Source organism: Nonomuraea fuscirosea, assembly GCF_003001935.1.
GTDB classification, from domain to species: Bacteria; Actinomycetota; Actinomycetes; order Streptosporangiales; family Streptosporangiaceae; genus Nonomuraea; species Nonomuraea fuscirosea.
In genome coordinates this window covers 59,261-83,242 of the sequence record NZ_PVNG01000002.1, presented here as the reverse complement: position 1 = coordinate 83,242, position 23,982 = coordinate 59,261, and the positions used below count along the sequence as shown (strand labels likewise).

Below are 23,982 nucleotides of genomic sequence, written 5' to 3'. Positions count from 1 at the left end.
TAGCCGAGCGCTTGCTTGGGAAGCATAACACCGGCACTCAGCGTCATCTCCCATCCACGTGGGGCGAAATATCTCCGGTCGTGACAACCCGCACCCCGGGTGAGACCGTCGAATCGAAGACGGCTGCCTTGGGGGTAGGACTTGGTTCCTGGTTACCGTGAAGTACGCCAGCTCGGCTCCGGCCGCACCGGCCGCGTGTTCCTCGCCACCTACCAGGCCACGGGCGCGTACGTGGCGATCAAGTACCTGAACGCCACCCTTCGCAGGGACACCGAGTTCATGGACCGCTTCCGGTCGGACACCCACCAGCTCGTCGAGATCGACGACCCCAACGTGGTGCGGCTGTACGAGTACGTCGAGACCGCCACCAGGGCGGCCGTGGTCATGGAACTGGTGGACGGCGTCTCACTGCGTACCCTGCTGGCCGAGCACGGCCGGACCAGCCCCGAGGCGGCGCTGGCCGTGCTCAAGAGCACGCTGCTGGCCCTGGCCGCCGCGCACGAGAGGGGCGTGCCGCACCGGGACGTCAGCCCGGACAACGTCCTGGTCCAGGCCGACGGCACCAGCAAGCTGAGCGACTTCGGCGTCGTGGTGCACGCCGAGGAGCCGGGCGTGCCGGCCGGGACTCCCGCGTACATGGCGCCCGAGCTGTGGACCCAGGAGCGGGCGGGGCCGCCGGCCGACGTGTACGCGGCGGCGTGCGTGCTGTTCGAGGCGGTCAGGGGGCGGCCTCCCTACCGGGCGGAGAAGGACGGGGAAGAAGGGGCGCAGGACGTCCCGGCACTGCGGGACAAGCACCTGGTGGAGCCGGTGCCGCTGGAGGTGGTGCCGGACGCGCTGCGCGACCTGCTCAGGCGGGGGCTGGCCAAGGACCCGGCGGTCAGGTACGCCTCCGCCAGGCAGTTCGCGGCGGAGCTCGAACAGGACGCGGTCGCGAACTACGGCCCCGACTGGGAGAAGCGCGGGCGACGTCACCTGGCGGAGCTGGCCACGCTGCTCGCCTTACGCTTCCCGCTGGCCAGGACCGATCACGCCGCCCCCGCCGCGAGCGGCCTGCGCGACCGGCTGCTGCGCCTGCCCAGGCTACCGCCGCAGCTGTGGGTGGCGGGCGCGGCCGTGGTGACGACGGTGATCGCGATCATGCTGTCCGGCGGCGGGCTGCCCGCGGGGCCGGGGACCATCCTGATGCCGCCGCCCAAGGTCAGGACCGAGGCCGCCCCCGCAACCCCCTCCCGCAGCCGCGCCCCCGCCCCCGCCCCCTCCACGAGCGTTCCCACCCGCGCGCCCACGCGCACGGCCACCACACCGCCGCTCCCCACCGGCGCCACCTCCCCGCCCGCGCCGCCGACCCGCGACCAGGGGACCGGGGCCTCGGGGTCGGCCGCCACGGTGCGCGCCGCGACCATCCTCAGCTGGAGCGGCACGACGGGCTCGATCTCGGTCGCGGCGGCCGGGACGGGGACGGTGCGGCTGCGGATCTCGTACACGCGGCGCGACGGGGACGGCGAGGCGGCCCGGACCGTCCGGCAGGAGACCCGCACCCTGCGCGGCGGCACCGCCTACACCAGCGCGGTCAGGCACGAGCCCGGCGAGGTGGCGTGCGGCGGCCGGGCGTACCTGGGCATCCTGGTCATGACGGAGCCGGCGGCGGGGAACGGGCCGCAGGTGAGCGAGGTGGCGGTGAACGGTCCCGCCTGCCCGGTCCCGAGCACCAGCACGTCCGCGAGCGCTTCTCCGTCCGCGAGCCGCCCGCCCGTCCCCACCCCTGACCCCACCTCCGGCCCCACGTCCGGCCCCACGTCGGGCCGCAGCACACCCGACGCCGGCACGCGCGGCACCGATGCGCCGGGCGTCGGCACCCGCGGCACCGACGTGCCCGACTCGTCCGGCCCGGACGGCTCCTCGGGCGCGTCGAACTCGTCGGGCGCGTCGAACTCGTCGGGCGCGTCGGACTCATCGGGTTCGTCCGGCTCGTCGGGTTCGTCCGGCTCGTCGGGTTCGTCCGGCTCTTCGCTCTCGGAGGCTCCGGGCGCGCTGCCCGCGCCCACCCCACCGGAGACGTCCCCGCGCGACGACGACGAGCCGTCCGAGGGGGAATCGGAGGCGTTCGTCGGGTCCGTGACGGAGGAGCCGTTCCCGGAGGAGTGACCGCTTCGGGCGGGTCTTGTCGGCCAACCAAGCGTGCGCTAGCTTGGCTAGCACGATGAGCGGTGACACCTCTGCCTACTGGGCCGCCTGCGTGCGCGGCGAGCTGGTCATCCAGCGCTGTACGGCCTGCGACCGCCGCATCCACCTCCCCGAGCCCGCCTGCCCCTGGTGCGGCGGTGACAGCCTGGTGTTCGAGCCGGCCTCGGGCGACGGCGTGGTGCACACCTACACCGTCGTGCACCGCTCGTTCGCCCCCGGCTACCAGGGCCGCGAACCGTACGTCATGGCCTGGGTGGACCTGCCGGAAGGGGTGCGGGCGTTCGGCCACGTGGTGGAGTGCCCGCCCGAGCGGGTGCGCGTCGGGCTTCCGGTACGCGTGACGTTCCTCGACGACCTGCCCCATTGGAGGCCAGCGTGAAGCTCGGCAACGTCCTGATCCCCGTGACCGACCTGGACGAGGCGATCGCCTTCTACGGGCTGCCGGTGAAGTTCCGCGACGGCGACCGGTTCGCCGCGCTCGACGGCGGCGGGGTGACCGTGGCACTGGCCGGGCCCCAGGAGCACGTGACCGCTTCGGCGGCGCCGTCGTACAAGGTGGACGACGTCGCCGCGACCGTGAAGGAGATGGCGGCGCGCGGAGCCGAGGTGGTGCGGGCTCCCGAGGCGGGGCCGCACGAGACGCGGGCCGTGCTGCGCGATCCCTCGGGCAACGTCTTCGTGCTTTATTCGCCCCTCTGATGTGGAGGCTCCCCCCATGGCGCGATCACCCTACGGCAACTACGGCCACGCGATCCTGACCGCCGGAGCGATGCGCACGCCCGACCGGGTGGCGCTGACGTACTGCGGCGAGCGGCGCTTCACCTACGACGAGCTCAACCGTGACGTCAACCGCCGCGCCAACGCCCTGCTCGCCGCCGGGATCACGCCGGGCACGCGGGTCGCGGCGCTGCTCAACGAGACGCTGCGGGTGGCCGAGAGCTACCTGGCGCACGCCAAGATCGGCGCCGTCACGGCGGCGCTGAACCCGTTCTGGCCGGAGCAGACGCTGCGTGACGTGGTGGCGGCGTCGGGGTGCACGGCCTTCGTGTACGACGCCACCGTGGAGTCGGTCGTGGCCCGGATCAGGCCGTCGCTGCCGGACGTGACCACCTGGATCGACGTACGGGAGCTGGCCGACGGCTCGGACGAGGAGCCGCCGCTGGCCGGGTTCGGCGACGACCCGCTCGCGCTCTACTACACCTCGGGCACGACCGGGCTGCCCAAGGCGGTCGTGCACACGCACGCGTCGTCGCTGGCCACGGCGCAGATCTGGCTCGACGTGCCGCGCGGCCCCGACTCGGTGTTCGGGACGGGCGCGATCATCTGGGGCATCGGCTTCCCCGCCATCGTGGGGCCCGCGCTGTACGCGGGGATGCGGCTGGTGCTGGAGCAGGACTGGGGGCCGGCGAACTTCCTGCGGGTCGTCCCGCGCGAACGGGTCACGCACGTGTCGCAGATCCCCTCCTTCTACTCGGCGCTGCTGGCCTCGCCCGAGCACGAGGACGTGGACCTGTCCTCGATCCAGGTGATCATGCTGGGCGGCGAGCCGCTGACCGCGACCATGCTGGACCGGATCAAGGACCGGCTGCCCGGGGCCGGGGTGTACTCCTACTACGGGCAGACCGAGGCGCCGTACACGTGCATGGGCCGGGTGGACGACGGCTCGACGCCGCTCGGCTCCTCGGGACGGGCCCGTACGGGCAACGCGGTGCGCGTCACCGACCACCGGGGCAACCGGGTGATCGACGAGGTCGGCGAGATCAACCTGGCCGGGCCGCACCGGATGGCCGGCTACGACGGCCTGCCCGACCGGACGGCGGAGGTGCTGCGCGGCGAGTGGTACGTGGGCGGCGACCTCGGCTCCGTCTCTGCGGACGGCGTCCTGCGCGTGCTCGGCCGCAAGGAGGACGCCATACTCAAGGGCGGCGTCTGGACCCAGCCGGCCGCGATCGAGGAGGCCGCCTCGGCGCTGGACGGGGTGGCCGAGGCCGGGGCGGTCGGGGTGCCCGAGGGGGCGCAGGAGCAGCGGGTGCTGCTGGCCGTCGTACCGCGCGCCGGGCACACCCTGGACCCGTCCAAGCTGGCGCTGGCCCTGGCCGACAGGCTGCCCGAGCACCAGCGGCCCGATCACATCGTGGTCGCCGACGAGCTGCCGCACTCCCAGGACGCCTCGGGCGGGCCGGGCAAGCTGCTGCGCAGGAAGATCCGCGAGCTGCACGGGTGAGCGGGTACGAGCACGAGGTCAAGGCGCTGATCGGCGCGGCGGGGGTGCCGGTGCCGCGCGGCGTCGTGGTCTCCCTCAGCCCCGCCGTCAGGTCCGGCGCCGACGCCGACGTGGGCCCCCCTGCGGGCTCCCCTGCGGGCTCCCCTGTGGGCTTCGCTGCCGACTTCGGTGTCGGCTTCGCGGCGGCGGCCGGGCTGGCCGAGCCGCTGGTGCTGAAGGCGTTCGGGCCTGGGCTGCTGCACAAGTCGGAGGCCGGCGCGGTCCGGCTGGGCCTGCGGTTCGACGAGCTCGGGCCGGCCGCGGCCGAGCTGGCGGCCCGGCTGCGGCCGGCCGGCTTCCTGGTGGAGGAGCAGGCCGAGCCCGGGGTCGAGCTGATCGTCGGGCTGGTACGGGATCCCGCGTTCGGCCCGGTGCTGCTCGCCGGCCTGGGCGGGGTGTGGACGGAGGCGCTACGCGACACGGCGCTACGGCTCTGCCCGATCGCGGAAGAGGACGCGCGGCGCATGCTGGCCTCGCTGCGCGGGGCCGACCTGCTGCGCGGCTGGCGCGGCGGCCCGCCCGTGGACGTGGACGCGGTGGTCAAGCTGCTCATGACGGTCGGCGGGCCGGGCGGGCTGTGGGAACGGCTGGAGCTGGGCGAATTCGAGCTGAACCCGGTCATCGCCGGCCCGTCGGGCGTGATCGCGGTCGACGCCAGGTACGTTCCGGACCCGGAACACCCCATACGCGACTCCCCTGCGTACGCGGCAGGCGACTCCCCCGGCCCGGCGGACGAGCCGGTCATCGACTTCCTGCCGCTGTTCGAGCCCGGCGCGGTCGCCGTGGTCGGCGCGTCCACGTCGCGGCCGAACTTCGGGAACATGTTCCTCGGCTTCTACCGGGCCGCCGGCGTGCCGCTGGTGGCCGTGCATCCCACGGCGGACGAGGTGAGCGGGGTGCCGGCCGTGCCCTCCCTGGCCGCGGCCGAGGTGGACTACGCGCTGGTCGCCGTACCCGCCGAGCGTTGTGCCGAGGTGGTGCGGCAGGCGCGCGGAGTGCCGTTCGTCCAGGTGATGAGCGGCGGCTTCGGCGAGGCGGGAAGGCCGGAGCTGGAGGCCGAGCTGGTCGCGGCGGCACGGGAGGCGGGCACGCGCCTGCTCGGGCCGAACTGCATGGGCGTCTACTGCCCGCGCGGCCGGCAGACGTTCGTCGGCGGCGGCCTGGGACCGGCCGGAACGGTGGCGCTGATCTCGCAGAGCGGCGGGCTGGCCGGCGAGGTGATCAAGGTCGGCGAGCGGCGCGGGCTGGCGTTCAGCCGGGTCGCCACCGTCGGGAACGCGGCCGACGTCACCCCCGCCGAGCTGCTGCGCTGGCTCGCCCGCGACCCCGAGACGCGGGCCGTCGGCCTGTACCTGGAGGACCCGAGGAACGGACGCGAGCTGTACGCGGCCCTGCGCGACGCACCCGTGCCCGTGGTGCTGCTGGTCGGCGGGCGCAGCGGACAGGGGCGGCGGGCGGCGGCCTCGCACACGGGCGGGCTGGTGAGCGACCTGCGGATCTGGGAGGCGGTGGCCGGGCAGTCGGGGGCCGCGCTGGTGACGAGCCAGGACGACCTGATCGGCGTGCTCGCCTACTTCCAGGCCCACGGCACCCGCCCGGCGCACGGGGACGGCGTGCTGGTGGTGGGGCCGAGCGGCGGCGCGAGCGTGCTGGCCGCGGACGCGTTCGACCGGGCCGGGGTCCGGCTCGGCCCGCTGCCGGACGACCGCCTGGACGCGCTGCGCGAGCTCGGCGTGGTGGCGACCGGCAACCCGCTGGAGATCCCCGTGGGGCCGATGGGCCGGGCCGGGCTGGTGGCCGACGTGCTCGACGCGCTCGGGGTCCCGTACGCGGACGTGGTGGCGCACGTGAACGTCCAGGCCTTCTTCGCGTACGCGAGGGCGCACGGAGATCCGGGCGAGCCCCTGTACGCCTACACGCGGGCTCTGGCCGCGGCCCAGGCCGGCCGGCCCGGCACCAGGATCAGCCTGGTCACCAGGAACGGCGACTGCGCGCCCGCGGGCGTCGAGGACGAGGTCGGGCGGATCGCGGCGGCGGCGGGGATCCCCGTCTACCGCACCATGGAGGCGGCCGCCGTGGCCGTCGCGGCAGGAGGATGTCATGGGGTTGCTTGACGGCAAGGTGGCGCTGATCACCGGCGGGGCGCGCGGCATGGGGGCGGCGCACGTGCGGCTGTTCCTGGAGGAGGGGGCGCGCGTGGTGTTCGGGGACGTGCTGGAGGAGGAGGGCAAGGCGCTGGCGGAGGAGACGGGGGCCACGTACGTGCGGCACGACGTGACGAGCGGCGCGGAGTGGGAGCGGGCGGTGGGGACGGCGGTGGAGGTGTACGGCCGTCTCGACGTGCTGGTCAACAACGCCGGGATCCTGAAATTTCGGCGTATCGCCGACATGTCGCCCGAGGACTTCGACCGGGTGATCGGCGTCAACCTCAAGGGCACCTGGCTGGGCGTCAAGTCCGCCATCGAGCCCATGAAGGCGGCCGGGCGCGGCTCCATCGTGAACGTCTCCTCGATCGAGGGGTACGTCGGGGCCGAGGGGCTGTCGGCGTACTCGGCGTCGAAGTTCGGCATCCGCGGCGTGACCAAGTCGGCGGCGCGGGAGCTGGCCAGGTTCAAGATCCGGGTGAACTCGGTGCATCCCGGCGCGATCAACACCCCGATGGCCCTGGACCCGGACATCATGGGCGAGGTTGACGCCGAGGCGTTCCTCAAGTCGATGGTGATCAAGCGCTTCGCCAAGCCCGTGGAGGTGTCGCACGTGGTGGCGTTCCTGGCCTCCGACAAGGCCAGCTACTGCACGGGCACCGAGGTCACGGTGGACGGAGGCCTGCTGACGGGCGCAGGATACTAAGATCTCACCACAAGGTAGATCTTTAACGGTTAAACCACTTAGGCGAGGACAATTCTGGCAGCATCGCTGACCTGCGGTTACCACCATGGGAGAGACATGGGTCTCTCTTGGAACGTGCTTGACCTGGGGTTACCAAGCGATAACCTCACACAGCACGGAAGACGACAGGTCTCCGGTTTCGTCACACCAGTCACTGGGCCCTCCCCCTACCCAGCGCTGCATGGCCGAAGCCGGACTTGCCCGGAAGGTTTCCCCACACTTCCATGACGCCAGAGATCCAGAAGTACATCGAACTGCTCGAAAGTCAGCTCGGATACTCCGAGAAGTCGGGCTCTTACACCAAGTTCGGCCACTGGTACGGCAAGAACGTCGAGTTCGACGCCGACTACACCTCAGCGCCGTGGTGCGACATGTACCTCTCCTGGGCCGCGCACAAGCTCGGCTACGAGGACTGGATGGGACAGTTCGCCTGGACGGTGGCGCACGCGGAGTGGTTCAAGGAGCAGGGCGCGTGGGGCAAGAAGCCCCAGGTCGGGGCGTTCGTCTTCTACGACTGGAGCGGCAGCAGAAGCATCGACCACATCGACCACGTCGGCGTGGTGACGAAGGTCAGGGGCGACCGCATCTCGACCATCGAGGGCAACATCGACGGCGGCGTCGCCAAGCGCAAAGAACGCGACACGAGCAAGGTGGTCGGGTACGGCTACCCGCAGCGCATCAAGGCCCGCCTCGACCGGGCCGAGGCGAAGCGGAAGAAGGCCGAGCAGCAGGCGTCGGAACCGGGCGAGGAGGCCGGCACGCTGCCCCCGGACGAGCTGAGCGCCATGATCCCTCGTTCCGACGCGGCCCACGCCGGACGGATCCCGCTCGACCGCCTCCAGTCCCAGACTCCCACCGGGGACGAGGCGCAGGCCAAGGGCCAGACCGAGGGCCAGACACCGGCGGAGGCCCAGGGCCGCGTTCAGCCCGCCACCCCGAACTCCGACGCGGCCTCGCCCGCGCCCACGCACAAGACGGGCGACTCGCCCTCCGCCGACGCCTCGCCCGGCTCCGCCTCCCCTTCCTCTGCCGATGCCACGTCCGGCGCCGTCTCCGACTCGGCCGCCGCGAAGAAGAGCCCGCAGAGCGGGGCGGCTCCGTCCCCCACGACGGTCAAGAAGGGCAAGCACGCCAAACCCACCACGGCGGACACGGAGGCGGCGACCTCGGACCCGCTCCCCTCGCACACCGACGCCTCGGCCACCGGGCCGCTGCCCGCCATCGACTCCCCGACGCTGATCGGCTCGGCGCTGGTGGCCGCGCTGGCGCTGCTGGCCGTGGCCAAGACCCGCCGCCTGCGCCTCAGCGCCGCCACCGCCACCGCTTCCGGCACCGCCGCCGGCACCGCCGCTGGGACCGCTCCGGCCACCGCGAAGGCCGCCATCGACTCGGACAAGTCGGTGCGCCCGTCCCGCGTGAAGGGCCGCCGTCGTCGGCGCAGGACGACGTTCCTGCCGGTGACCGCGACGCGGCGCGTGGAGACGGCGGAGAGCCTGGCCGCGGCGGAACTCCAGGAGAGCGCCGACCGCCTCGCCACGTCGGCAGCGCTCGCCTCGCTGAAGGCCTCGGACGCCCTCCAGCCCACCGCCTCGGACGTCTTCGCCGCCTTCCAGGACGACACCCTCCAACCCACCGCCTCGGACGTCTTCGCCGCCTTCCAGGACGACACCCTCCAACCCACCGCTTCGGACGTCTTCGCCGCTTACCGGGGCGCCACCTTCCAGCCCGCCGCCTCCGACCTCTTCGCCGCCTTCCAGGACGACACCCTCCAACCCACGGCCTCGGACGTCTTCGCCGCCTACCAGGACGGCACCCGCCGGCCCACCGCCGGCGACATCTTCGCGGCCCACCACGACGGCACCCTCGGCTCCGCCTTCCAGGACGGCACCGGCCGGCCCACCACCCACCGGGCCGGCTCCCGGAACGACGCCTTCCACCGCCACACCGTCGAGTCCGGCATGGCCGACTCCAGTGCCGTCGTCCGAGCCACCGGCCGGGGCGCCGCCGCACGGGGTGCCAGGCACCGGAAGTTCCCCATGGAGACCAGGCCGTTCGACCTGTCCACGGATGCGGCCTCCCACCACCCGTCCGCCTCCCATCACGCCTCCGGCTCCCACCGCCACGCCGCCCACCACCACTCCTCCGGTACGGGCTCCCACCGCCACGGCTCCCAGCACCACGGCACCGGCCCGTCCCCGTACACGCCGGCCTTCGACGCCGACCCGTACGAGCCGGACTTCGATCGCGACCGCTACACCTTCACCGACGACACGGGCCCGCTGGAGGTCGTCCTCGACACGGGCCCGCTGCAGCGCGTGGTCGACACCGGCTCGTTCGAACGCGTCGTCATCCCCGGCGCGACCAGCGCGTTCGACGCCTTCGCCCCGCCGACGGGCAGAGGCGGCGGCGACATGTTCACCCCACCCACCACCAGGCGAGGCCGGACTCCCGACGCCTTCACTCCGCCCGCCACCAGGCACAGGGACGCCTTCTCTCCGCCCGCCGGCAGGCGCGGCAGTGACTCCCCCGACGTGCCCGGCGCGACGTACCGTGGTCGGCGGCGACGCCACGCCGCCGACGAGCCGCTCGCCTTCTCCCCCGACCTCCCGCCCAGAGGCCGCCGCCACCGCCGCTCGGCGGACCACCACCGTCCCGCCGACGCGCCGCCGAGAGGCCGCCGCCGCCCCCTCGACGACGACCGCCAACTGACCAGCGGAGGCCGCCACCGCGCCTGATCAGCCGTGCGATCCCGGGCGGAGCGCACCCTCCGAACACCTGAGCAGCCTCAGCAACCCTCCGAGCGGTCTCGACGACCCCGTCCATCACCCACCCCCGGAGACGAGCGCGGGCCCTGCGAGGCAGCAGAAGCGAAGACCCGCCGCGACAGGCTCGCCCACGACCCGATCAGACGCCTCCGTCTCCCTCCCCCACGCCGTACTCGGCGGCGAAGGCGGACAACCGGGACACCGCGTCCCTGCTGCGCGTCCACGGCCGTACGATCAGCCGCTCCACCCCGAGCGCCGCCCAGCCGTCCACCTCGTCCGGCCCGGCCAGCGCGTACGCGTGCGCCGTCACCGGCACCCCGGCCCCCAGCCGCTCGATCTGCGGCCTGATCGACTCCAGCGTGTGCGGCATGCTGATCCACCCGTCGCACAGCCGCGCGGCCCGGCGCAGCGCGGCGGGCGACTCGCCGCCCGCGAGCACCGGCAGCCGCGCCTGCACCGGCTTCGGCTCGAAGGCGACCTCGCCGAAGGAGTAGAACCGCCCGCTGTGGGCCACGACGGGCTCGCTCCAGAGCCGCCTGACCACCTCGATCGCCTCGTCCAGCCGCGCTCCCCTGGTGCCGAACGGCACTCCGGCCGCGTCCCACTCCCCCCGGTACCAGCCGGCCCCGACCCCGCAGATGGCCCGGCCGGAGGAGAGCACGTCCAGGGTGGCGAACGCGCGGGCCGACACGAACGGATGCCGCAGCGCGAGCAGCTGCACCGCCGTGCCGAGCCGGACACGGGTGGTGTGGGCGGCCAGCCAGCACAGGTACGCGGGCGCGTCGAACAGCGGCGTCTGCGGTTTGATCCCCGGATCGGACGTGCCCGGGTAGACGGCCATGGACAGGTCGGTGGCGAAGACGAGGTGCTCGGGCAGCCACACCGACTCGAACCCCAGCTCGTCGGCCGCCACCGCCACGTCCTTCCAGGCGGCGGGGTGCAGCAGTCCGAGCGGGACGCCGAACTTCACGGATACCTCCGGGGGTGCTCGCCGCCGGTGATCGCGGTACGCAGACGTTCGCGGTGAAAGGCGGTGGTCCCGTACGCGGCCGACAGGGACCAGGCACGAGCGAGCCAGAACCGCAGATCCAGCTCCTCCGTATACCCGATCGCACCATGCACCTGCAGCGCCACCCGCGCCGCCAGCGTGGCCGCCTCGCCCGCAGCGGCCTTGGCCGCACTCGCATCCCGCCCCGAAGCCGGCACACCCCCACCTTTGTCCAGAGACAGGCCCGCCCGCCACACCAACGGCGCCGCGAACTCCACCGCCACGGCCACATCGGCCAGCTGATGCTTCACCGCCTGAAACGACCCGATCGCCGCCCCGAACTGCGTACGCACACGAGCATGCCGGACACTCACATCAAGCAACTGCCTCGCGACCCCGACCAGCTGCGCCGCCGTCGCCACCGCGCCCCGGGCCAAGAGGTGCTCGGCCGAGCCGTCCAGCGCCTCGGACTCCTCCGCCTCCACCCCGAACAACGGCCGGCCCGGATCCACGCCGTCCCTGCGTACCAACCGGGCCGACTTCCCCCGTACCAGCCGCAACCCCTGCGGCCCGGCCAGCACCAGCAGATCGGCCAGGTCGGCATCGGCGACGTAAGCCTGCCCAGGAGCTAGCACCGCCACCCGAACCTCACCCGAGGCCAGCCCGGGAAAGCCGGCCAGCAGCGGCCCGGCCACCACCGCCGTGTCGGCGAACGGCCCCGGCAGGCAGGCCCGCCCGGTCTCTTCCAGCGCGGGCAGCACGTCGGCCAGCCCGAGGCCCAGCCCGTCGGCCTCGGGCGGCAGCATCAATCCGAAGAACCCCAGCTCGGCGAGCTGCTCCCAGGCGGGCCGCCGCTCGGAGCGCAGCGCGGCGGGCGGGCAGTGGGCGCGCAGCACGTCGCGTACGGTCGCGCCCAGGGCGAGCTGTTCATCGGTGAATCCGAAGTTCATCGTGGCAGCCCCAGGACCCGCTCGGCGACGATGTTGCGCTGGATCTCGTTCGTGCCCGCGTAGATGGGCCCGGCCAGCGAGAACAGGAACCCGTCCAGCCACTCCTCGGCCCGGTCCCCCAGCAGGTCGAGGGCCAGCGCGTGCATGCGCAGGTCCAGCTCGGACCAGAAGATCTTGCCCATGCTGGCCGCGGGCCCCAGCTCCTGTCCCGCCATGATCCGCCGCACCGTCCCGAACGTGTGCAGCCGGTACGCCTCCGCCTCCACCCAGCACCTGGCGGCCCGGTCGACCAGCACGGGATCGGCGTCACGCGCCAGCGCGACGAGCCGATCGGCGGTGGCCAGAAACCGGCCAGGGCTGCGCAGGGTCAGACCTCGCTCCGACGAGGTGGTCGCCATCGCGATCCGCCACCCGTCACCCACCTCCCCCAGCACCATCGAGTCGGGAACGCACACACCGTCGAAACGCAACTCGGCGAAGCCCGGCAGGCCGTCGAGCTGCGCGATCGGCCGCACCTCCACCTCGTCCATGGGAAACAGGAAGTACGTCAACCCGCGGTGCCGCGTCCCGGAAGTACGAAACAGCCCGAAGCCGTACCCGGCGAAGGCGGCGCGCGAACTCCACGTCTTGTGCCCGTACAACCGCCAGCCACCACCCGGCACCGGCTCGGCCCGCGAGGTCAGCGCCGCCAGATCACTCCCGGCCTCCGGCTCCGACCACGCCTGCGCCCACACATCGTCCCCCCGGGCCATCCTGGGCAACCACCGCGCGCGCTGCTCAGGCGTCCCGAACCTCATCAGAGAGGGAGCCAGCAGAAAAATCCCATTCTGGGTAACACGCGCGGGAGCACCGGCAGCCCAGTACTCCTCCTCAAAAATCAGCCACTCGACCAGCGAAGCCCCCCGCCCGCCATACTCCTCAGGCCAGGACACAACAGCCAACCGTGCCTCAGCCAGCCGCGCCTCCCACCCCCGATGCGCCTCGAACCCTTCCGGGGTGTCCATGGACGGCAGCGACCCGGGCACGTGCTCCCGCAGCCATCCGCGAACCTCCTCACGAAAGCCCTGCTCAACCAACGAAAAGTCGAGATCCACAAATCCCAACCTAGCGCATGCTTGGTAAGCTGACCAGGCCTCTTGGCTTGCCATAAAAAGGCACACTCATGCCCATTTTGGAACAAAGAGCCAGCTTGTAACCATGGAGCCCCGGGCAAGGGTTCGACACAACCGTGTTTCTATCCGAATGCGGTGACAAGGCGCCCTGGGTAGGGGACTATGCTGTGCGCAGGTGTCGCTGCGCACAGTACCACCCACCCACCTGATCATCAGAGGGTGTTACTCCGTGCGCCAGCCTCTTCACCTAGACTGACACATCCACATCTCCGCGAATAGGTCAAGCCATGGACAACTCTGTCTTTCGGTCGAACGTCATCGACTGCACCACCATGACGCTAGCCCATCTTGCTGAGCCCACCGAGGAGGCAGAGCGCTTCGAGGTCTCATTCAACTCTTCCATATGAGTTGAACCAATTCTAGCATGAGTGCCTCCATTGTTCCGTTCCGACAATTCGTACTGAAGATCGCGAGCAGATGCGATCTGGCGTGCGACCATTGCTATGTCTTTGAAGCCGCAGACCAATCGTGGCGGTCAAAGCCGGTGGTGATGTCTGACGAGACGATCGGCCAGGTCGCGCGCCGCATCGCCGAGCACGCGCGCACGCATGCTATAGAACGTCTGCACGTGATTCTGCACGGCGGTGAGCCTTTGCTCGCCGGTGTGTCCAGAATAGAGCGGATGGCCGCGGAATTGCGTCGGCAACTCGACGAGGTGACCGATCTCGATCTGCGAATCCATACGAATGGCGTTCTCCTCACTGATACATTCTGTCGTATTTTTCGGCGCTATGGCATCAAGGTCGGCGTTTCGCTCGATGGCGACAAAGCAGCGAACGACCGGCATCGGAAATATCTGAATGGGCGCAGCAGCCACGACAAGGTGGTCAGAGCGATCAATCTGCTGCGGCGCTCATATCCGGAAATCTATGCGGGAATCCTCTGCACGATCGACATTCGAAACGATCCGCAGGCGGTGTATCACGCTCTGAAAGAGCTCGATCCGCCCCGCATAGACTTTCTCCTACCGCATGCGACCTGGGACGATCCCCCATTGCGGACCCCCGGGCAGGAAACTGAATATGCCGACTGGCTGCGCGTCGTCCATGATATTTGGCGGACGGACGACCGGCCGTTCTCGATCAGGATGTTCGACTCCCTCGCCCTCATGGCCGCCGGTGGATCGAGCAGGACCGAGTCCCTGGGGCTGACACCGAGCGATCTCGTCACCATCGAGACCGACGGCTCCTACGAGCAGGCCGATTCACTCAAGATCGCCTTTGACGGCGCTCCGGCGACCGGCCTCGACGCCGCCGGCCACTCTCTTGACGACGTCGCGGAGCATCAAGGGGTACAGGCCAGGCAGCAAGGACTGCACTCGCTGAGCGCCACGTGCCGGAGCTGCTCGATCGTCGAAAGTTGCGGCGGCGGCCTCTTCGCCCATCGCTACCGCGCCGGCAACGGCTTCGACAATCCCTCCGTGTTCTGCTCCGATCTACGCGTCCTCATCCCCCACATTCAGCACAGCGCCCGACCGACCCACGAGCTGACGCAGGCGACGTTCAAACGATTCGCCGCTGCGACCGCCGATCCGGCCGACCTGTCCCAACTGTCCGCCGCCCAGCGGAGTCTGACCCGGATGCGGGTGTCCAAGGCCGGCGCGGACCGTACGAGCAGCGCCGAATGGAAACTGCTGAGCCGGCTGGACCAGGAGCACCGCGTCGCCGTCGACCGGATCTTCGACTATCCCTACGTCCGCACCTGGGCGCGCCAGGCGGCCGACGACGAGCGCCACCGGCCCTACCTCGCCTCGGTCGCGATGGCGGTGGCCCTGTTCGCCGGTGTCACGGCCGAAATGGCCGTTCCGGCCCGTGATGGGTTCGTCCATCTTCCCGGCGTGGGCAGGATGAGGGTGAGGACCGACGGCCCGGTCACGGTCGTCACCGCGGGCGAGAAGTCCCTGGCGATACGCCGGGAAGACGGACGCTGGCTCGACACCGAGGCACCCGAGTGGGAACCGGTGCGCTCGATCGCGATGCCGGACACCGAGCTCGTGTTCGACGACGTGGACCCGTACCGTGACTGCTTCGGCGCGACACCCCGGCAACGGTTGCGGCAGGACGAGTTCCGCTCCTGGCGGTGGACGTTCGAGCTGATGGGAGAGCTGCTGCGGGCGCATCCGCGGCAGGCCTCCATGCTCACGGCGGGAGTGCGGGTCATCACGCCGCTGTCGGGCGCGCGGGACACGTCGCATTTCAGCCGTCAGGCCTTCGGCGCGGTGGGAGTCTCCGCGCCCGCCGACCCTGCCACGCTCGCCGCGACGGCGACCCGAAGCTGCTACGGCGCCCAACTCGGCGCGCTCTTCGACATGTTCGACGTCACCATCGATGATCCGGGCGTGGAGAGTCGGCTCTACGAAATCTACGGCGCGCTGGCGACCCTCGGCTGGCACGGCGAGCCCGCCGACCCTGGCGAGCTGATCACGTCACTCGACACCTTGAGCTCCCACAGCCTGCCGGACCTGGCGAAGCTGCTGGTCGAGACGGCGCGCGACAGCCTGGCCACACGGTGACGGGGCCGACCATGACCGGCCAACCGCTGCCGCGCGAGCTCACGCCGCGAACTGAAGACCGCCGGTTCAGGCTCGCCCTTCCTACCGCGGCCCGATCTTTCCTTCGGCCGCGCCCGCCCACCGCCGACTCGAACCGCCGCACGCCATCCCATACCACTGCCTCTCTGATCGCCCAGCTTCGCGGACTGGGGCTGGAGGAGGGGCAGACGATCCTGGTGCACACCTCGCTCAGAGCGATCGGCCGGATGGAATCGGGGCCGGCCACACTGGTGGACGCACTCCTCACCGCCCTCAATCCCCGCAAGGGCACGGTGGTGGTGCCCACGTTCACGTCCAGCAACTCCACCACCTCCCACGCCTACCGGGAGGCGATCCGCGACCTGTCGGGCGAGGAGGTCGATCGTCACCACGACGACATGCCCGCGTTCGAGGCTCGCACTACCCCGTCCGTCGAATGCGGCCGGTTCTCCGAAGAGGTGCGTACGCATCGCGGTTCGGTGCGCAGCGACCATCCGCAGACGTCGTTCGCCGCGCTGGGCGCCCACGCCCGCCGGCTGATGGCGGATCATCCCCGGGATCACCATCTGGGCATGCTCTCCCCCCTCGGGAAGATGGTCGAGAGCAAGGCCATGGTCCTGCTCCTCGGCGTCGGTTACGACCGGTGCTCCGCCTTCCACCTGGCCGAGTACAGCTACACGGAGCAACCGCCGACAATGCTCTACCGATGCAAGGTGAGTGACGCCGGAAAAGCTGCGTGGTTTCAGTACAGCGACGTGCTTCTTGACGATTCGGACTTCGCCAGGTGTGGCTCCGATATGGTGCGTGACGTAAAGGTGGTTTCGGGCCTGGTGGGTGACGCGGACAGCCGGGCCTTCCCCATGGCCGATGCCGTCCAATTTGCGGAGCAATGGTTTCGCGAGAAGCGTCGACGGATAGAGAAGGGTTAGACTCAACCGCCTAGGGAGCAACTCGATTCGTACGGCCCGGCGTGCCGGCGCAATGTGCGTGTGGAGGCGCGGGTGGCCGATATCTCCGGCTCGGACGAGCACCACCAGCCATACTTCTTCCTCAGCTATGCGCGCACGCCGCGGATCTCCGACAAGGACCCCGACCCCAACTTGTGGGTCACCAAGTTCTATCGGGCACTGTGCCAGGAGATCATGCAGATCAGCCGGCTGCCGGCCGGGGTCTCTCCTGGATTCATGGATCAGGAGTTGCGTGTCGGGGCGGCCTGGAACGAGCGGCTGGCCAAGGAACTGGCCAGCTGTCGTGTTTTCGTCCCGCTTTACTCGCCACGTTATTTCGGCAGTGAGCCGTGCGGTAAAGAATGGGCAGCGTTCGACCTGCGCCGTAAACGCTATATGGGCCAGGGCCCGGATCTGCCCGAGGTCATGGTGCCTGCCTTCTGGGTTCCCGTCAAGCCCGCCGAGTTACCCGAGATGGCTCATCCGATGCAGTTTCACGACCCCGCCCTGGGCACGCATTACCAGGAGCGCGGCGTCTACGGTCTGATCAAATTAAATCGATATCGCGACCATTACAAATCCGTCGTCGACGCTTTGGCCCGGCGTATCGTGGATCTGGCGGAGAACGTCGGGCTACCTCCGGGAAAGCCCTGCGACTTCACCTCGCTGAAAAGCGCGTTCGTGCCCGACCGGGGCCGCCGGTTCCAGATAGTGGTGCTGGCACCGACCAGGGACGCGCTTCCTCCGCACCGCAGTCAGCGGCAGTACGGCGCCCACGCGACCGACTGGAATCCGTACTATCCGCAGTGCGACCAGCCGATCGCCTCCCTGGCCGCGGACATCGTCCGGGATCTCGGCTTCGAGCCGGAGCTCTGGTCGTACGCCGATCAGGGCGAGGACCTGCTGAAGGAGGACGGGCCCGCGTCCCCGGGCGTCGTTCTTCTCGATCCCTGGGTGGTGCTCATGCCCGGGTACCAGGCGGCTCTGTCGTACCTGCGCCGCAGCAGCCATCCGTGGGTGGGGCTGGTGATCCCGTGGCACGAGGACGACGAGCAGCTCGCCGCGGCCACGGACCAGATCAGAGCCGGGCTGCATGCCCTGGCTCCCACCTGGATCGAGCGGGGGCGCCTGCTGGCCAGGGAGGCCGCCAAGGGGACGCTGGCGTTCGGTCAGTTCGCGCCGGCTCTGCGGCAGGTGGTCTTCACGGTCTCCCGGCCGTACCTGCGTGACACTCCGGCCTTTCCGCCGCGATCGGAGCCGGGAGACGCTCCGCTCAGACGCCGAGACCGACTCACATGGCAGCCACCAGAGAATCCGGGGGAACGTGATGACGGAAGCGCGTAACGGGCGGATCATCACCTTCTACTCCTACAAGGGCGGCACGGGACGCACGATGGCCCTGTCGAACGTGGCCTGGATCCTCGCCGCGAACGGCCACCGGGTGCTGACCGTGGACTGGGACCTGGAGTCGCCGGGGTTGCACAAGTTCTTCCGCCCGTTCCTCGACAGCGACAAGATCGTCAGCACTCCGGGCGTCATCGAGCTGATCACCGAGTACGCCTGGGCCGCCCGCAGGAACGAGTCGCGCCCGGACGACTGGCACCGCGACTACGCGCGGGTCCGGCAGCACGTGGTGTCGATCGACTGGGACGACTTCCCCGGCGACGGCTCGATCGACTTCCTGTCGGCCGGGCGGCAGAATCGCGACTACTCCTCCCTGGTGGCCCGCTTCGACTGGGACACCTTCTACGACAGCTACGGCGGCGGGCAGTTCCTCGACGCCATGCGCGACGACATGAGCGCCGAGTACGACTACGTCCTCATCGACAGCAGGACCGGCGTCAGCGACATCTCCGACATCACCACGGAGCATTTCCCGCATATCCTCGTCACCTGCTTCACCCTGTCCGACCAGAGCATCGAGGGCGCGTCCGACGTGGCCACCCAGGTCGCCGACCGGTTCCGAGCCAGGGGCATTCGCATCCTGCCGGTGCCGATGCGAGTGGACGACGCGGAGAAGGAGAAACTGGACGCGGGACGGGCGTTCGCCAGGAGCAAGTTCGCGCGCTTCCCCACGGGCATGAGCCGCGACGAGGCGATCACCTACTGGGGCGCGGTGGAGATCCCCTACAAGCCGTTCTACGCGTACGAGGAGACGCTGGCGACCTTCGGCGACGCGCCCGGCTCGCCCGCCTCATTGCTGGCCGCCTACGAGCGCCTCGCCGACGTGATCACCGACGGTGAGGTGCCCAGTCTGCCCGCCATGCCGGAAGAGCTCCGGATGAGCTACCGCGACCTGTTCCGTCGCAGGCGCCCGGCGACCTTCATGGATGTCTACATCAGCTATGTGCCGGAGGACCGGCTTTGGTACGACTGGATCAAAGCGGTCCTCAGCGGCGTCGGCCTGCGGGTTCATCCGCACAACCCGACGGACCAGGACAATGAAGGGGCCCCGGGTTCGGGCCCCATCGATGACTCCGCGCGCATCCTGGCGCTCCTGTCGCCCGCCTACCTCCGTTCGGCGCAGGCCCGTGAGATCTGGCAGTCCATGTCGGGCCTCCAGCTCACCGAGTCGCGCGGTCAGCTCATCCCCGTCCGCATCGCCGACGTCCGGCTGTCCGTGCCGTACGCCGACCCGACGCCGCTCGACCTGGTCCGTCTGGAGGAGGAGCAGGCGATGGCCGCACTGCTGCGCACCCTCGACCGGCCGGGGCAGCCGACGGAGGCCGGCGGCGCCGTGACCGGCCCCCGGTATCCCGGGCGTCAGCCGACGGTGCTCGACCTGCCGACCAGGAACGCGACGTTCACCGGGCGCGGCGAGGTGCTGCAGCGCCTGCGTGAGCAACTCGTCGGCGGCGCCCAGACGGTCGTGACGCAGACGGTCGTGACGCAGGCCGCCCTCTACGGCCTCGGCGGCGTCGGGAAGACGCAGCTCGCGATCGAGTACGCCCACCGCTACATGGCCGACTACGACGTGGTGTGGTGGATCTCCGCGGAGCAGTCCGAGCTGCTGAACGGCGCGATGGCGAACCTGGCGGTCAGGCTGGGCCTGCGCGTCGGCGACAACGTGGCCGAGGCGGCCCAGGCCGCCCGCGACGCACTGCGCCGGGGCGAGCCCTACAAACGCTGGCTGCTGATCTTCGACAACGCCGACAACCCGGAAGAGTTGCAGGACTACCTCCCGGGAGGGACGTCCGGCCACGTGCTGATCACGTCCCGGCACCGGGCCTGGGAGCAGGCCGCGGTGCCGCTCCCGATCGACGTCTTCACTCGCGAGGAGAGCCTGGAGCACCTGCGGCGGCGGGTTCCGAGCATGAACGACGACGAGGCGGGCCGGGTCGCGGAGGCGCTGGGCGATCTGCCGCTGGCCATCGAGCAGGCCGGCGCGTGGCTGCAGGAGACGGGGATGGACGTCGACGAGTACGTCGAGACCCTGAACGACCAGCCCGCGGCGACGCTGGCACTCGGCGAGACGCTCAACTACCCGAGGCCGGTGGTCCTGACCTGGAACGTCTCGTTCGACCGGCTCAGGGAGCGCTCCCCGGCGGCGGTCCGCCTGCTCGAACTGTTGTCTTACTTCGCGCCTGAGCCCGTGTCCCTGTCCATGTTGTACGGCGACGAGACGGTCAAGTGCCTGCTCAAGTACGACGACACCTTACGCGACAAGATCATGATCGGCCGCCTGGTCCGCGAGCTGAGCCGGTTCGCCCTGGCCAAGGTCGACCAGCGGGACAACTCCGTCCAGGTGCACCGGCTGGTCCAGGCCGTGCTCCGTGACCGCATGACGGAATCGGAGCAGGAGGACACCATGCACGACGTGCACCGGATCCTGCTCGGAGCCCGCCCGCGCGAAGGTGACACGGACGACCCCGAGAACTGGAGGCGGTTCGACGAGATCTGGCCGCATCTCACGCCGTCCCAGGCGGACGACTGCGACGAGGAGGAGACGCGCCAACTCCTCATCGACCGGGTCCGCTACTGGTGGAAGCGCGGCGAGTTCGAGCGCGCCCTGGAGATGGGGCGGCGTCTTGAGGAGCGGTGGATCAACAAGCTCGGCAACGTGGACCGGCAGACCCTCTTCCTGCGCTTCCAGATGGCGAACGTGCTGCGTCAGCAGGGCAAGTACCAGGAGGCATGCGACCTGGACCGGGCCATCATGGAGGACCAGCTCAACGTACTGCCGAAGCCGCACCCGCACACGCTGATGACGGCCGCGGGGCTGGCGGCGGACCTGCGGGCGCTCGGGCAGTTGCAGGAGTCGCTGCAGATGGAGCAGGAGTCCTACGACCAGACCAGGGATCTCTTCGTGGACGACCATCCACGGACCCTGACCGCGGCCAACAACCTCGCAGTGGCGTTGCGGCACGTGGGCCAGATCAACGAGGCCAGACGGCTCGACCAGGAGACGCTCGACCGCCGACGGGCCGTCATCGGGATCGATCACCCGTACACGTTGTCGTCCCAGCTGAGCCTCGCCCTGGACATCCGTGAGGCGGGCGAGTACCAGAAGGCGGCGGAGCTGTTACGGGACGTTCTGAGCCGGTACCAGCGCGTCCTCGGCAGCGACTTCGTCGACACGCTGCGCGCCGCACGCAACCTGGCGGTCGCGCTGCGTAAGGCGGGCGCCCTGACGGAGGCCAGACAGCTCACCGAGGCGACGCTCGAACGGTACGTCCAGCACTACGGGCCGGACTATCCCGACACGGTGATCTGCCGCCTCAACCTCGCGGGCGACCTGGGTGACGCCGGCGACTGGGAGGCCGCGCGCCGGCTGGCCGAACAGGTCCTGGACACCTTCGAGACCACGCTCGGGCCGGCGAAGCCGTACACCCTCATCGCGGCGAACAACCTGCTCATCTACCAGCGCGAGACCGGCGACGTCGCGAGCGCCTACTCGCTCGGAACGCAGACCCTGAACCGGTTCACCGAGACGCTGGGCAAGGAGCACCCCTTCCGGCTCGTCTGCACCATTAATGTGGCCAACTGCCTGGCCGACCTCGGCAAGTACGACCAGGCCGAGACCATGGAACGCGAATTGCTGACGGCGCTGCGCGATGCTCCGGGACGAGGCCCCCTCCACCCGGACACCCTCGTGTGCGAGGCGAACCTGGCGGTCACCCTGCGCGACCTGCGCCGCGCCGACGAGGCACGTGAGCTGCGCGAAGCGGTGCTGGTCCACCTGCGCCGAGTGCTCGGGGAAGCCCACCCTCTGATCAACGCCGTCCTCGACTGGCGGCGGGTGAGTCGGGACCTGGACCCGCTGCCTTGGTGACAAACGCTCAGCCGCCGGCGGGGGCCGGGCCCGCCAGCCACGGGAGCAGGTCGGGCAGCACCTGTAAGGCGTGGAAGTGCGCGACGCCGCGCTGAATGGCGACGCTGGCGGTCGGGATGCGTTCGGCCAGCCAGCGTGAATGGCTGGCGGGTGAGAACACGTCCTCCGCGCCGTGCCACAGACGTGTCGGCACGGTGATGTCGGCCGGATCGAAGCCCCAGGGCGAGCAGAACGCGATGGCGTCGTCGATCCAGCCGTAAGGCGACCTGCGCAGCGCCTCGGCGTAGTTCTGCACCAGCATCAGCCGGATGGCCGTGTCGGCCACCACCTCCCGATCGGCCTCCGTCAGGTCGTCGTAGATGGCGTTCACCAGTTCCACGGGGTCGTTCTTGATCTTCTCCGCGGCCACGACGAGCCGCGCCGTGAGCTGCGCCAGTCCCTCCATCGCCGTGAGGTATTCCTCGATGTTGCTCTCGGCCATGCCGTCGAACCAGTCGAGCCCCTCCGCGCCGTGCGGAGCCAGGCCCACCAGCACGGCCGCCCGGGTCACCCGGTCGCCCAGCAGCGCCGCGCAGGCCAGCGCGTGCGGCCCGCCGCCCGAGCGGCCGACGACGGCGAAGCGGTCGAGGCCAAGCCGGTCGGCGATGGTGGCCACGTCGGACGCCACGTCGCCCACCTGACGCCCGACCTGCCGGTCGGAGTCCCCGTATCCCGGGCGGTCGTAGGTGATGAGGCGAATGCCGAGCCGATACAGCAGGCCGTGTTTCGGCAGTGGCCCTATCCTGCTGCCCGGAGTGCCGTGGAGATAGAACACCGGCCTGCCGCGCGGAATGAGGCCCCGTTGCGCGACCGCGAGCCTACGACTGCCGTCGGCAGAATGCATCACGATCAAGATGCGCCCCTCCAGCCGAGGCTCCCCTGCCCCTGCCCCTGCCTTCAGTATGAGGAGTCGCCGACGCGCTGCAAGAGCGAACCGCGCCCGGTGACGCCGGGTGGTCGCCCACCCAGCGTCGACCGGCTCCGATCAGAGGCCGAGCGCCCTCCTGAGGGCCGCCTCGCGGGCCTCACGGGTTCGTACGCTGATCGTCGCGTCCGGCACCATCATCTCCGAGCCGTGGAACGCCCCCGGGTTGAGGTGGAACTCGGTGGAGACCCCCGCTCGCACCAGCCGCAGGGCGTAGTCGAAGCACTCGTCCCTGAACACCTCCAGCTCCCCCACGTCCACGAACGCCGGCGGGAGGCCGGAAAGGTCGGTGGCGCGGGCGGGGGCCGCGTACGGCGGGACGTCGTCGGTGCCCATGCGGTCGCCGAGCAGCGCCGTCCAGCCGAAGAGGTTGGCGCCCCTGTCCCAGATCACGGCGTCGGTGAACTCCTGGCTGGACGGCGTGCTGTTGCGGTCGTCCAGCATGGGGTAGACGAGCAGCTGGAAGAGGATCTCGGGCCCGCCCCTGTCCCTGGCCAGCAGGACGGTGGCGGCCGCGAGCCCGCCGCCGGCGCTGGCGCCGCCGACGATCACCCGTGCCGGGTCGATGCCGAGTTCGGCCGCGTTCTTGGCGGTCCAGGCGAGGCCGGCGTAGCAGTCCTCGACGGGGGCGGGATGGGGATGGTCGGGGGCCAGGCGGTAGTCCACGGAGACGCCGACGACGCCGAGCCGTTCGACGTAGCCGATCATCATGGCGTCGTCCATCTCGGGCGCTCCGATGATCATGCCGCCGCCGTGGATCCAGTAGAGGGCCGGCCTGTCCTCGCCCGGCTCCGGCGGCTGGTAGATCCGCAGCCGCACGTCCGGCTGCCCCTCGGGCCCGGGTACGGTGCGGTCCTCGACCGTCACCCGCGTCTCTGGCAGGGGCGCCGCGGCCATCATCGCGGTGATCTGGGCTCGCTGGTCGGCGAGCTCCTGGTAGGTCATCGCGGACCAGTCAAACGATTCCAGCGGCGCCTGCTCGAGTGCGGCACGGAGCTCAGGGTCGAGGTTGGGGTGGAACGCCATGGGGATTCCTTCCACGTGAGTTACTCCCC

General features: G+C 70.6%; 16 protein-coding genes. 11 read left to right on the top strand and 5 right to left on the bottom strand.

Annotated features, from left to right (window positions below; all coding sequences use genetic code 11):
• The first annotated feature begins 141 nt into the window (after positions 1-141).
• From B0I32_RS03940 to B0I32_RS03910, 7 genes are all read left to right on the top strand, one after another.
• A complete protein-coding gene (locus tag B0I32_RS03940; protein ID WP_106235028.1) occupies positions 142-2,148 on the top strand; it encodes a serine/threonine protein kinase in 2,007 nt (668 codons plus the stop codon).
• Between the two features lie 55 nt (positions 2,149-2,203).
• Positions 2,204-2,566: a Zn-ribbon domain-containing OB-fold protein gene (locus tag B0I32_RS03935; protein ID WP_106235027.1), complete on the top strand. Its 363-nt coding sequence runs from the start codon at positions 2,204-2,206 to the stop codon at positions 2,564-2,566.
• Positions 2,563-2,886, top strand: coding sequence for a VOC family protein (locus B0I32_RS03930; RefSeq protein ID WP_245955563.1), 324 nt, complete (start codon positions 2,563-2,565; stop codon positions 2,884-2,886). The genes B0I32_RS03935 and B0I32_RS03930 overlap by 4 nt, the downstream gene beginning before the upstream one ends.
• A 16-nt stretch (positions 2,887-2,902) precedes the next feature.
• Positions 2,903-4,411, top strand: a complete 1,509-nt coding sequence (locus B0I32_RS03925) for a class I adenylate-forming enzyme family protein (RefSeq protein WP_106235024.1) — start codon at positions 2,903-2,905, stop codon at positions 4,409-4,411.
• Positions 4,408-6,564: an acetate--CoA ligase family protein gene (locus tag B0I32_RS03920; RefSeq protein ID WP_106235022.1), complete on the top strand. Its 2,157-nt coding sequence runs from the start codon at positions 4,408-4,410 to the stop codon at positions 6,562-6,564. Before B0I32_RS03925 ends, B0I32_RS03920 begins: the two co-directional genes overlap by 4 nt.
• Entirely contained in the window at positions 6,551-7,300 is a 750-nt protein-coding gene (locus B0I32_RS03915) for a glucose 1-dehydrogenase (RefSeq protein ID WP_106235020.1), read from the top strand. Before B0I32_RS03920 ends, B0I32_RS03915 begins: the two co-directional genes overlap by 14 nt.
• A 263-nt stretch (positions 7,301-7,563) precedes the next feature.
• Positions 7,564-10,074 carry a CHAP domain-containing protein gene (locus B0I32_RS03910; protein ID WP_106235018.1) on the top strand — a complete coding sequence of 837 codons (2,511 nt, stop codon included), beginning with the start codon at positions 7,564-7,566 and terminating at the stop codon, positions 10,072-10,074.
• Between the two features lie 169 nt (positions 10,075-10,243).
• Here B0I32_RS03910 and B0I32_RS03905 read toward each other — a convergent pair whose 3' ends face one another.
• Genes B0I32_RS03905 through B0I32_RS03895 form a run of 3 tightly spaced genes read right to left on the bottom strand, consistent with a single transcriptional unit; the run spans position 10,244 to position 13,136 of the window.
• The gene (locus B0I32_RS03905; protein WP_106235016.1) at positions 10,244-11,074 is read right to left on the bottom strand and encodes a TIGR03619 family F420-dependent LLM class oxidoreductase; all 831 of its coding nucleotides are present in this window, start codon (positions 11,072-11,074) and stop codon (positions 10,244-10,246) included.
• Positions 11,071-12,042 carry an acyl-CoA dehydrogenase family protein gene (locus B0I32_RS03900; protein WP_106235014.1) on the bottom strand — a complete coding sequence of 324 codons (972 nt, stop codon included), beginning with the start codon at positions 12,040-12,042 and terminating at the stop codon, positions 11,071-11,073. The genes B0I32_RS03905 and B0I32_RS03900 overlap by 4 nt, the downstream gene beginning before the upstream one ends.
• A complete protein-coding gene (locus B0I32_RS03895; RefSeq protein ID WP_106235013.1) occupies positions 12,039-13,136 on the bottom strand; it encodes an acyl-CoA dehydrogenase family protein in 1,098 nt (365 codons plus the stop codon). The genes B0I32_RS03900 and B0I32_RS03895 overlap by 4 nt, the downstream gene beginning before the upstream one ends.
• A 442-nt stretch (positions 13,137-13,578) precedes the next feature.
• Here B0I32_RS03895 and B0I32_RS03890 point away from each other — a divergent pair, with 442 nt between their 5' ends.
• The 4 genes from B0I32_RS03890 (at position 13,579) to fxsT (ending at position 21,963) form a co-directional block, all read left to right on the top strand.
• Entirely contained in the window at positions 13,579-15,726 is a 2,148-nt protein-coding gene (locus B0I32_RS03890) for an FxsB family cyclophane-forming radical SAM/SPASM peptide maturase (protein ID WP_106235011.1), read from the top strand.
• 11 nt (positions 15,727-15,737) lie between these two features.
• A complete protein-coding gene (locus B0I32_RS03885) occupies positions 15,738-16,673 on the top strand; it encodes an AAC(3) family N-acetyltransferase (RefSeq protein WP_106235010.1) in 936 nt (311 codons plus the stop codon).
• A 72-nt stretch (positions 16,674-16,745) separates the two neighbouring features.
• Positions 16,746-18,035: a TIR-like protein FxsC gene (locus tag B0I32_RS03880; RefSeq protein WP_146178031.1), complete on the top strand. Its 1,290-nt coding sequence runs from the start codon at positions 16,746-16,748 to the stop codon at positions 18,033-18,035.
• A complete protein-coding gene (gene fxsT / locus B0I32_RS03875; RefSeq protein ID WP_106235007.1) occupies positions 18,019-21,963 on the top strand; it encodes an FxSxx-COOH system tetratricopeptide repeat protein in 3,945 nt (1,314 codons plus the stop codon). Before B0I32_RS03880 ends, fxsT begins: the two co-directional genes overlap by 17 nt.
• Positions 21,964-21,970: 7 nt before the next feature.
• On the opposite strand, the gene B0I32_RS03870 is transcribed toward fxsT, so the two are convergent.
• On the bottom strand, positions 21,971-22,846 hold the full coding sequence (locus B0I32_RS03870) for an alpha/beta fold hydrolase (RefSeq protein WP_181306984.1): 876 nt from the start codon (positions 22,844-22,846) through the stop codon (positions 21,971-21,973).
• Positions 22,847-22,987: 141 nt separating this feature from the next.
• The gene (locus tag B0I32_RS03865; protein WP_106235004.1) at positions 22,988-23,953 is read right to left on the bottom strand and encodes an alpha/beta hydrolase; all 966 of its coding nucleotides are present in this window, start codon (positions 23,951-23,953) and stop codon (positions 22,988-22,990) included.
• Positions 23,954-23,982 lie beyond the last annotated feature (29 nt).

What these genes read in the sequence shown, in the direction of transcription:
- B0I32_RS03935 (WP_106235027.1), top strand. Translation starts at nt 2,204, where the DNA reads ATGAGCGGTGACACCTCTGCCTACTGGGCCGCCTGCGTGCGCGGCGAG.
- B0I32_RS03925 (WP_106235024.1), top strand. Translation starts at nt 2,903, where the DNA reads ATGGCGCGATCACCCTACGGCAACTACGGCCACGCGATCCTGACCGCC.
- B0I32_RS03915 (WP_106235020.1), top strand. Translation starts at nt 6,551, where the DNA reads ATGGGGTTGCTTGACGGCAAGGTGGCGCTGATCACCGGCGGGGCGCGC.
- B0I32_RS03910 (WP_106235018.1), top strand. Translation starts at nt 7,564, where the DNA reads ATGACGCCAGAGATCCAGAAGTACATCGAACTGCTCGAAAGTCAGCTC.
- B0I32_RS03900 (WP_106235014.1), bottom strand. Translation starts at nt 12,042, where the DNA reads ATGAACTTCGGATTCACCGATGAACAGCTCGCCCTGGGCGCGACCGTA.
- B0I32_RS03890 (WP_106235011.1), top strand. Translation starts at nt 13,579, where the DNA reads ATGAGTGCCTCCATTGTTCCGTTCCGACAATTCGTACTGAAGATCGCG.
- B0I32_RS03885 (WP_106235010.1), top strand. Translation starts at nt 15,738, where the DNA reads ATGACCGGCCAACCGCTGCCGCGCGAGCTCACGCCGCGAACTGAAGAC.
- fxsT (WP_106235007.1), top strand. Translation starts at nt 18,019, where the DNA reads ATGACGGAAGCGCGTAACGGGCGGATCATCACCTTCTACTCCTACAAG.
- B0I32_RS03870 (WP_181306984.1), bottom strand. Translation starts at nt 22,846, where the DNA reads ATGCATTCTGCCGACGGCAGTCGTAGGCTCGCGGTCGCGCAACGGGGC.
- B0I32_RS03865 (WP_106235004.1), bottom strand. Translation starts at nt 23,953, where the DNA reads ATGGCGTTCCACCCCAACCTCGACCCTGAGCTCCGTGCCGCACTCGAG.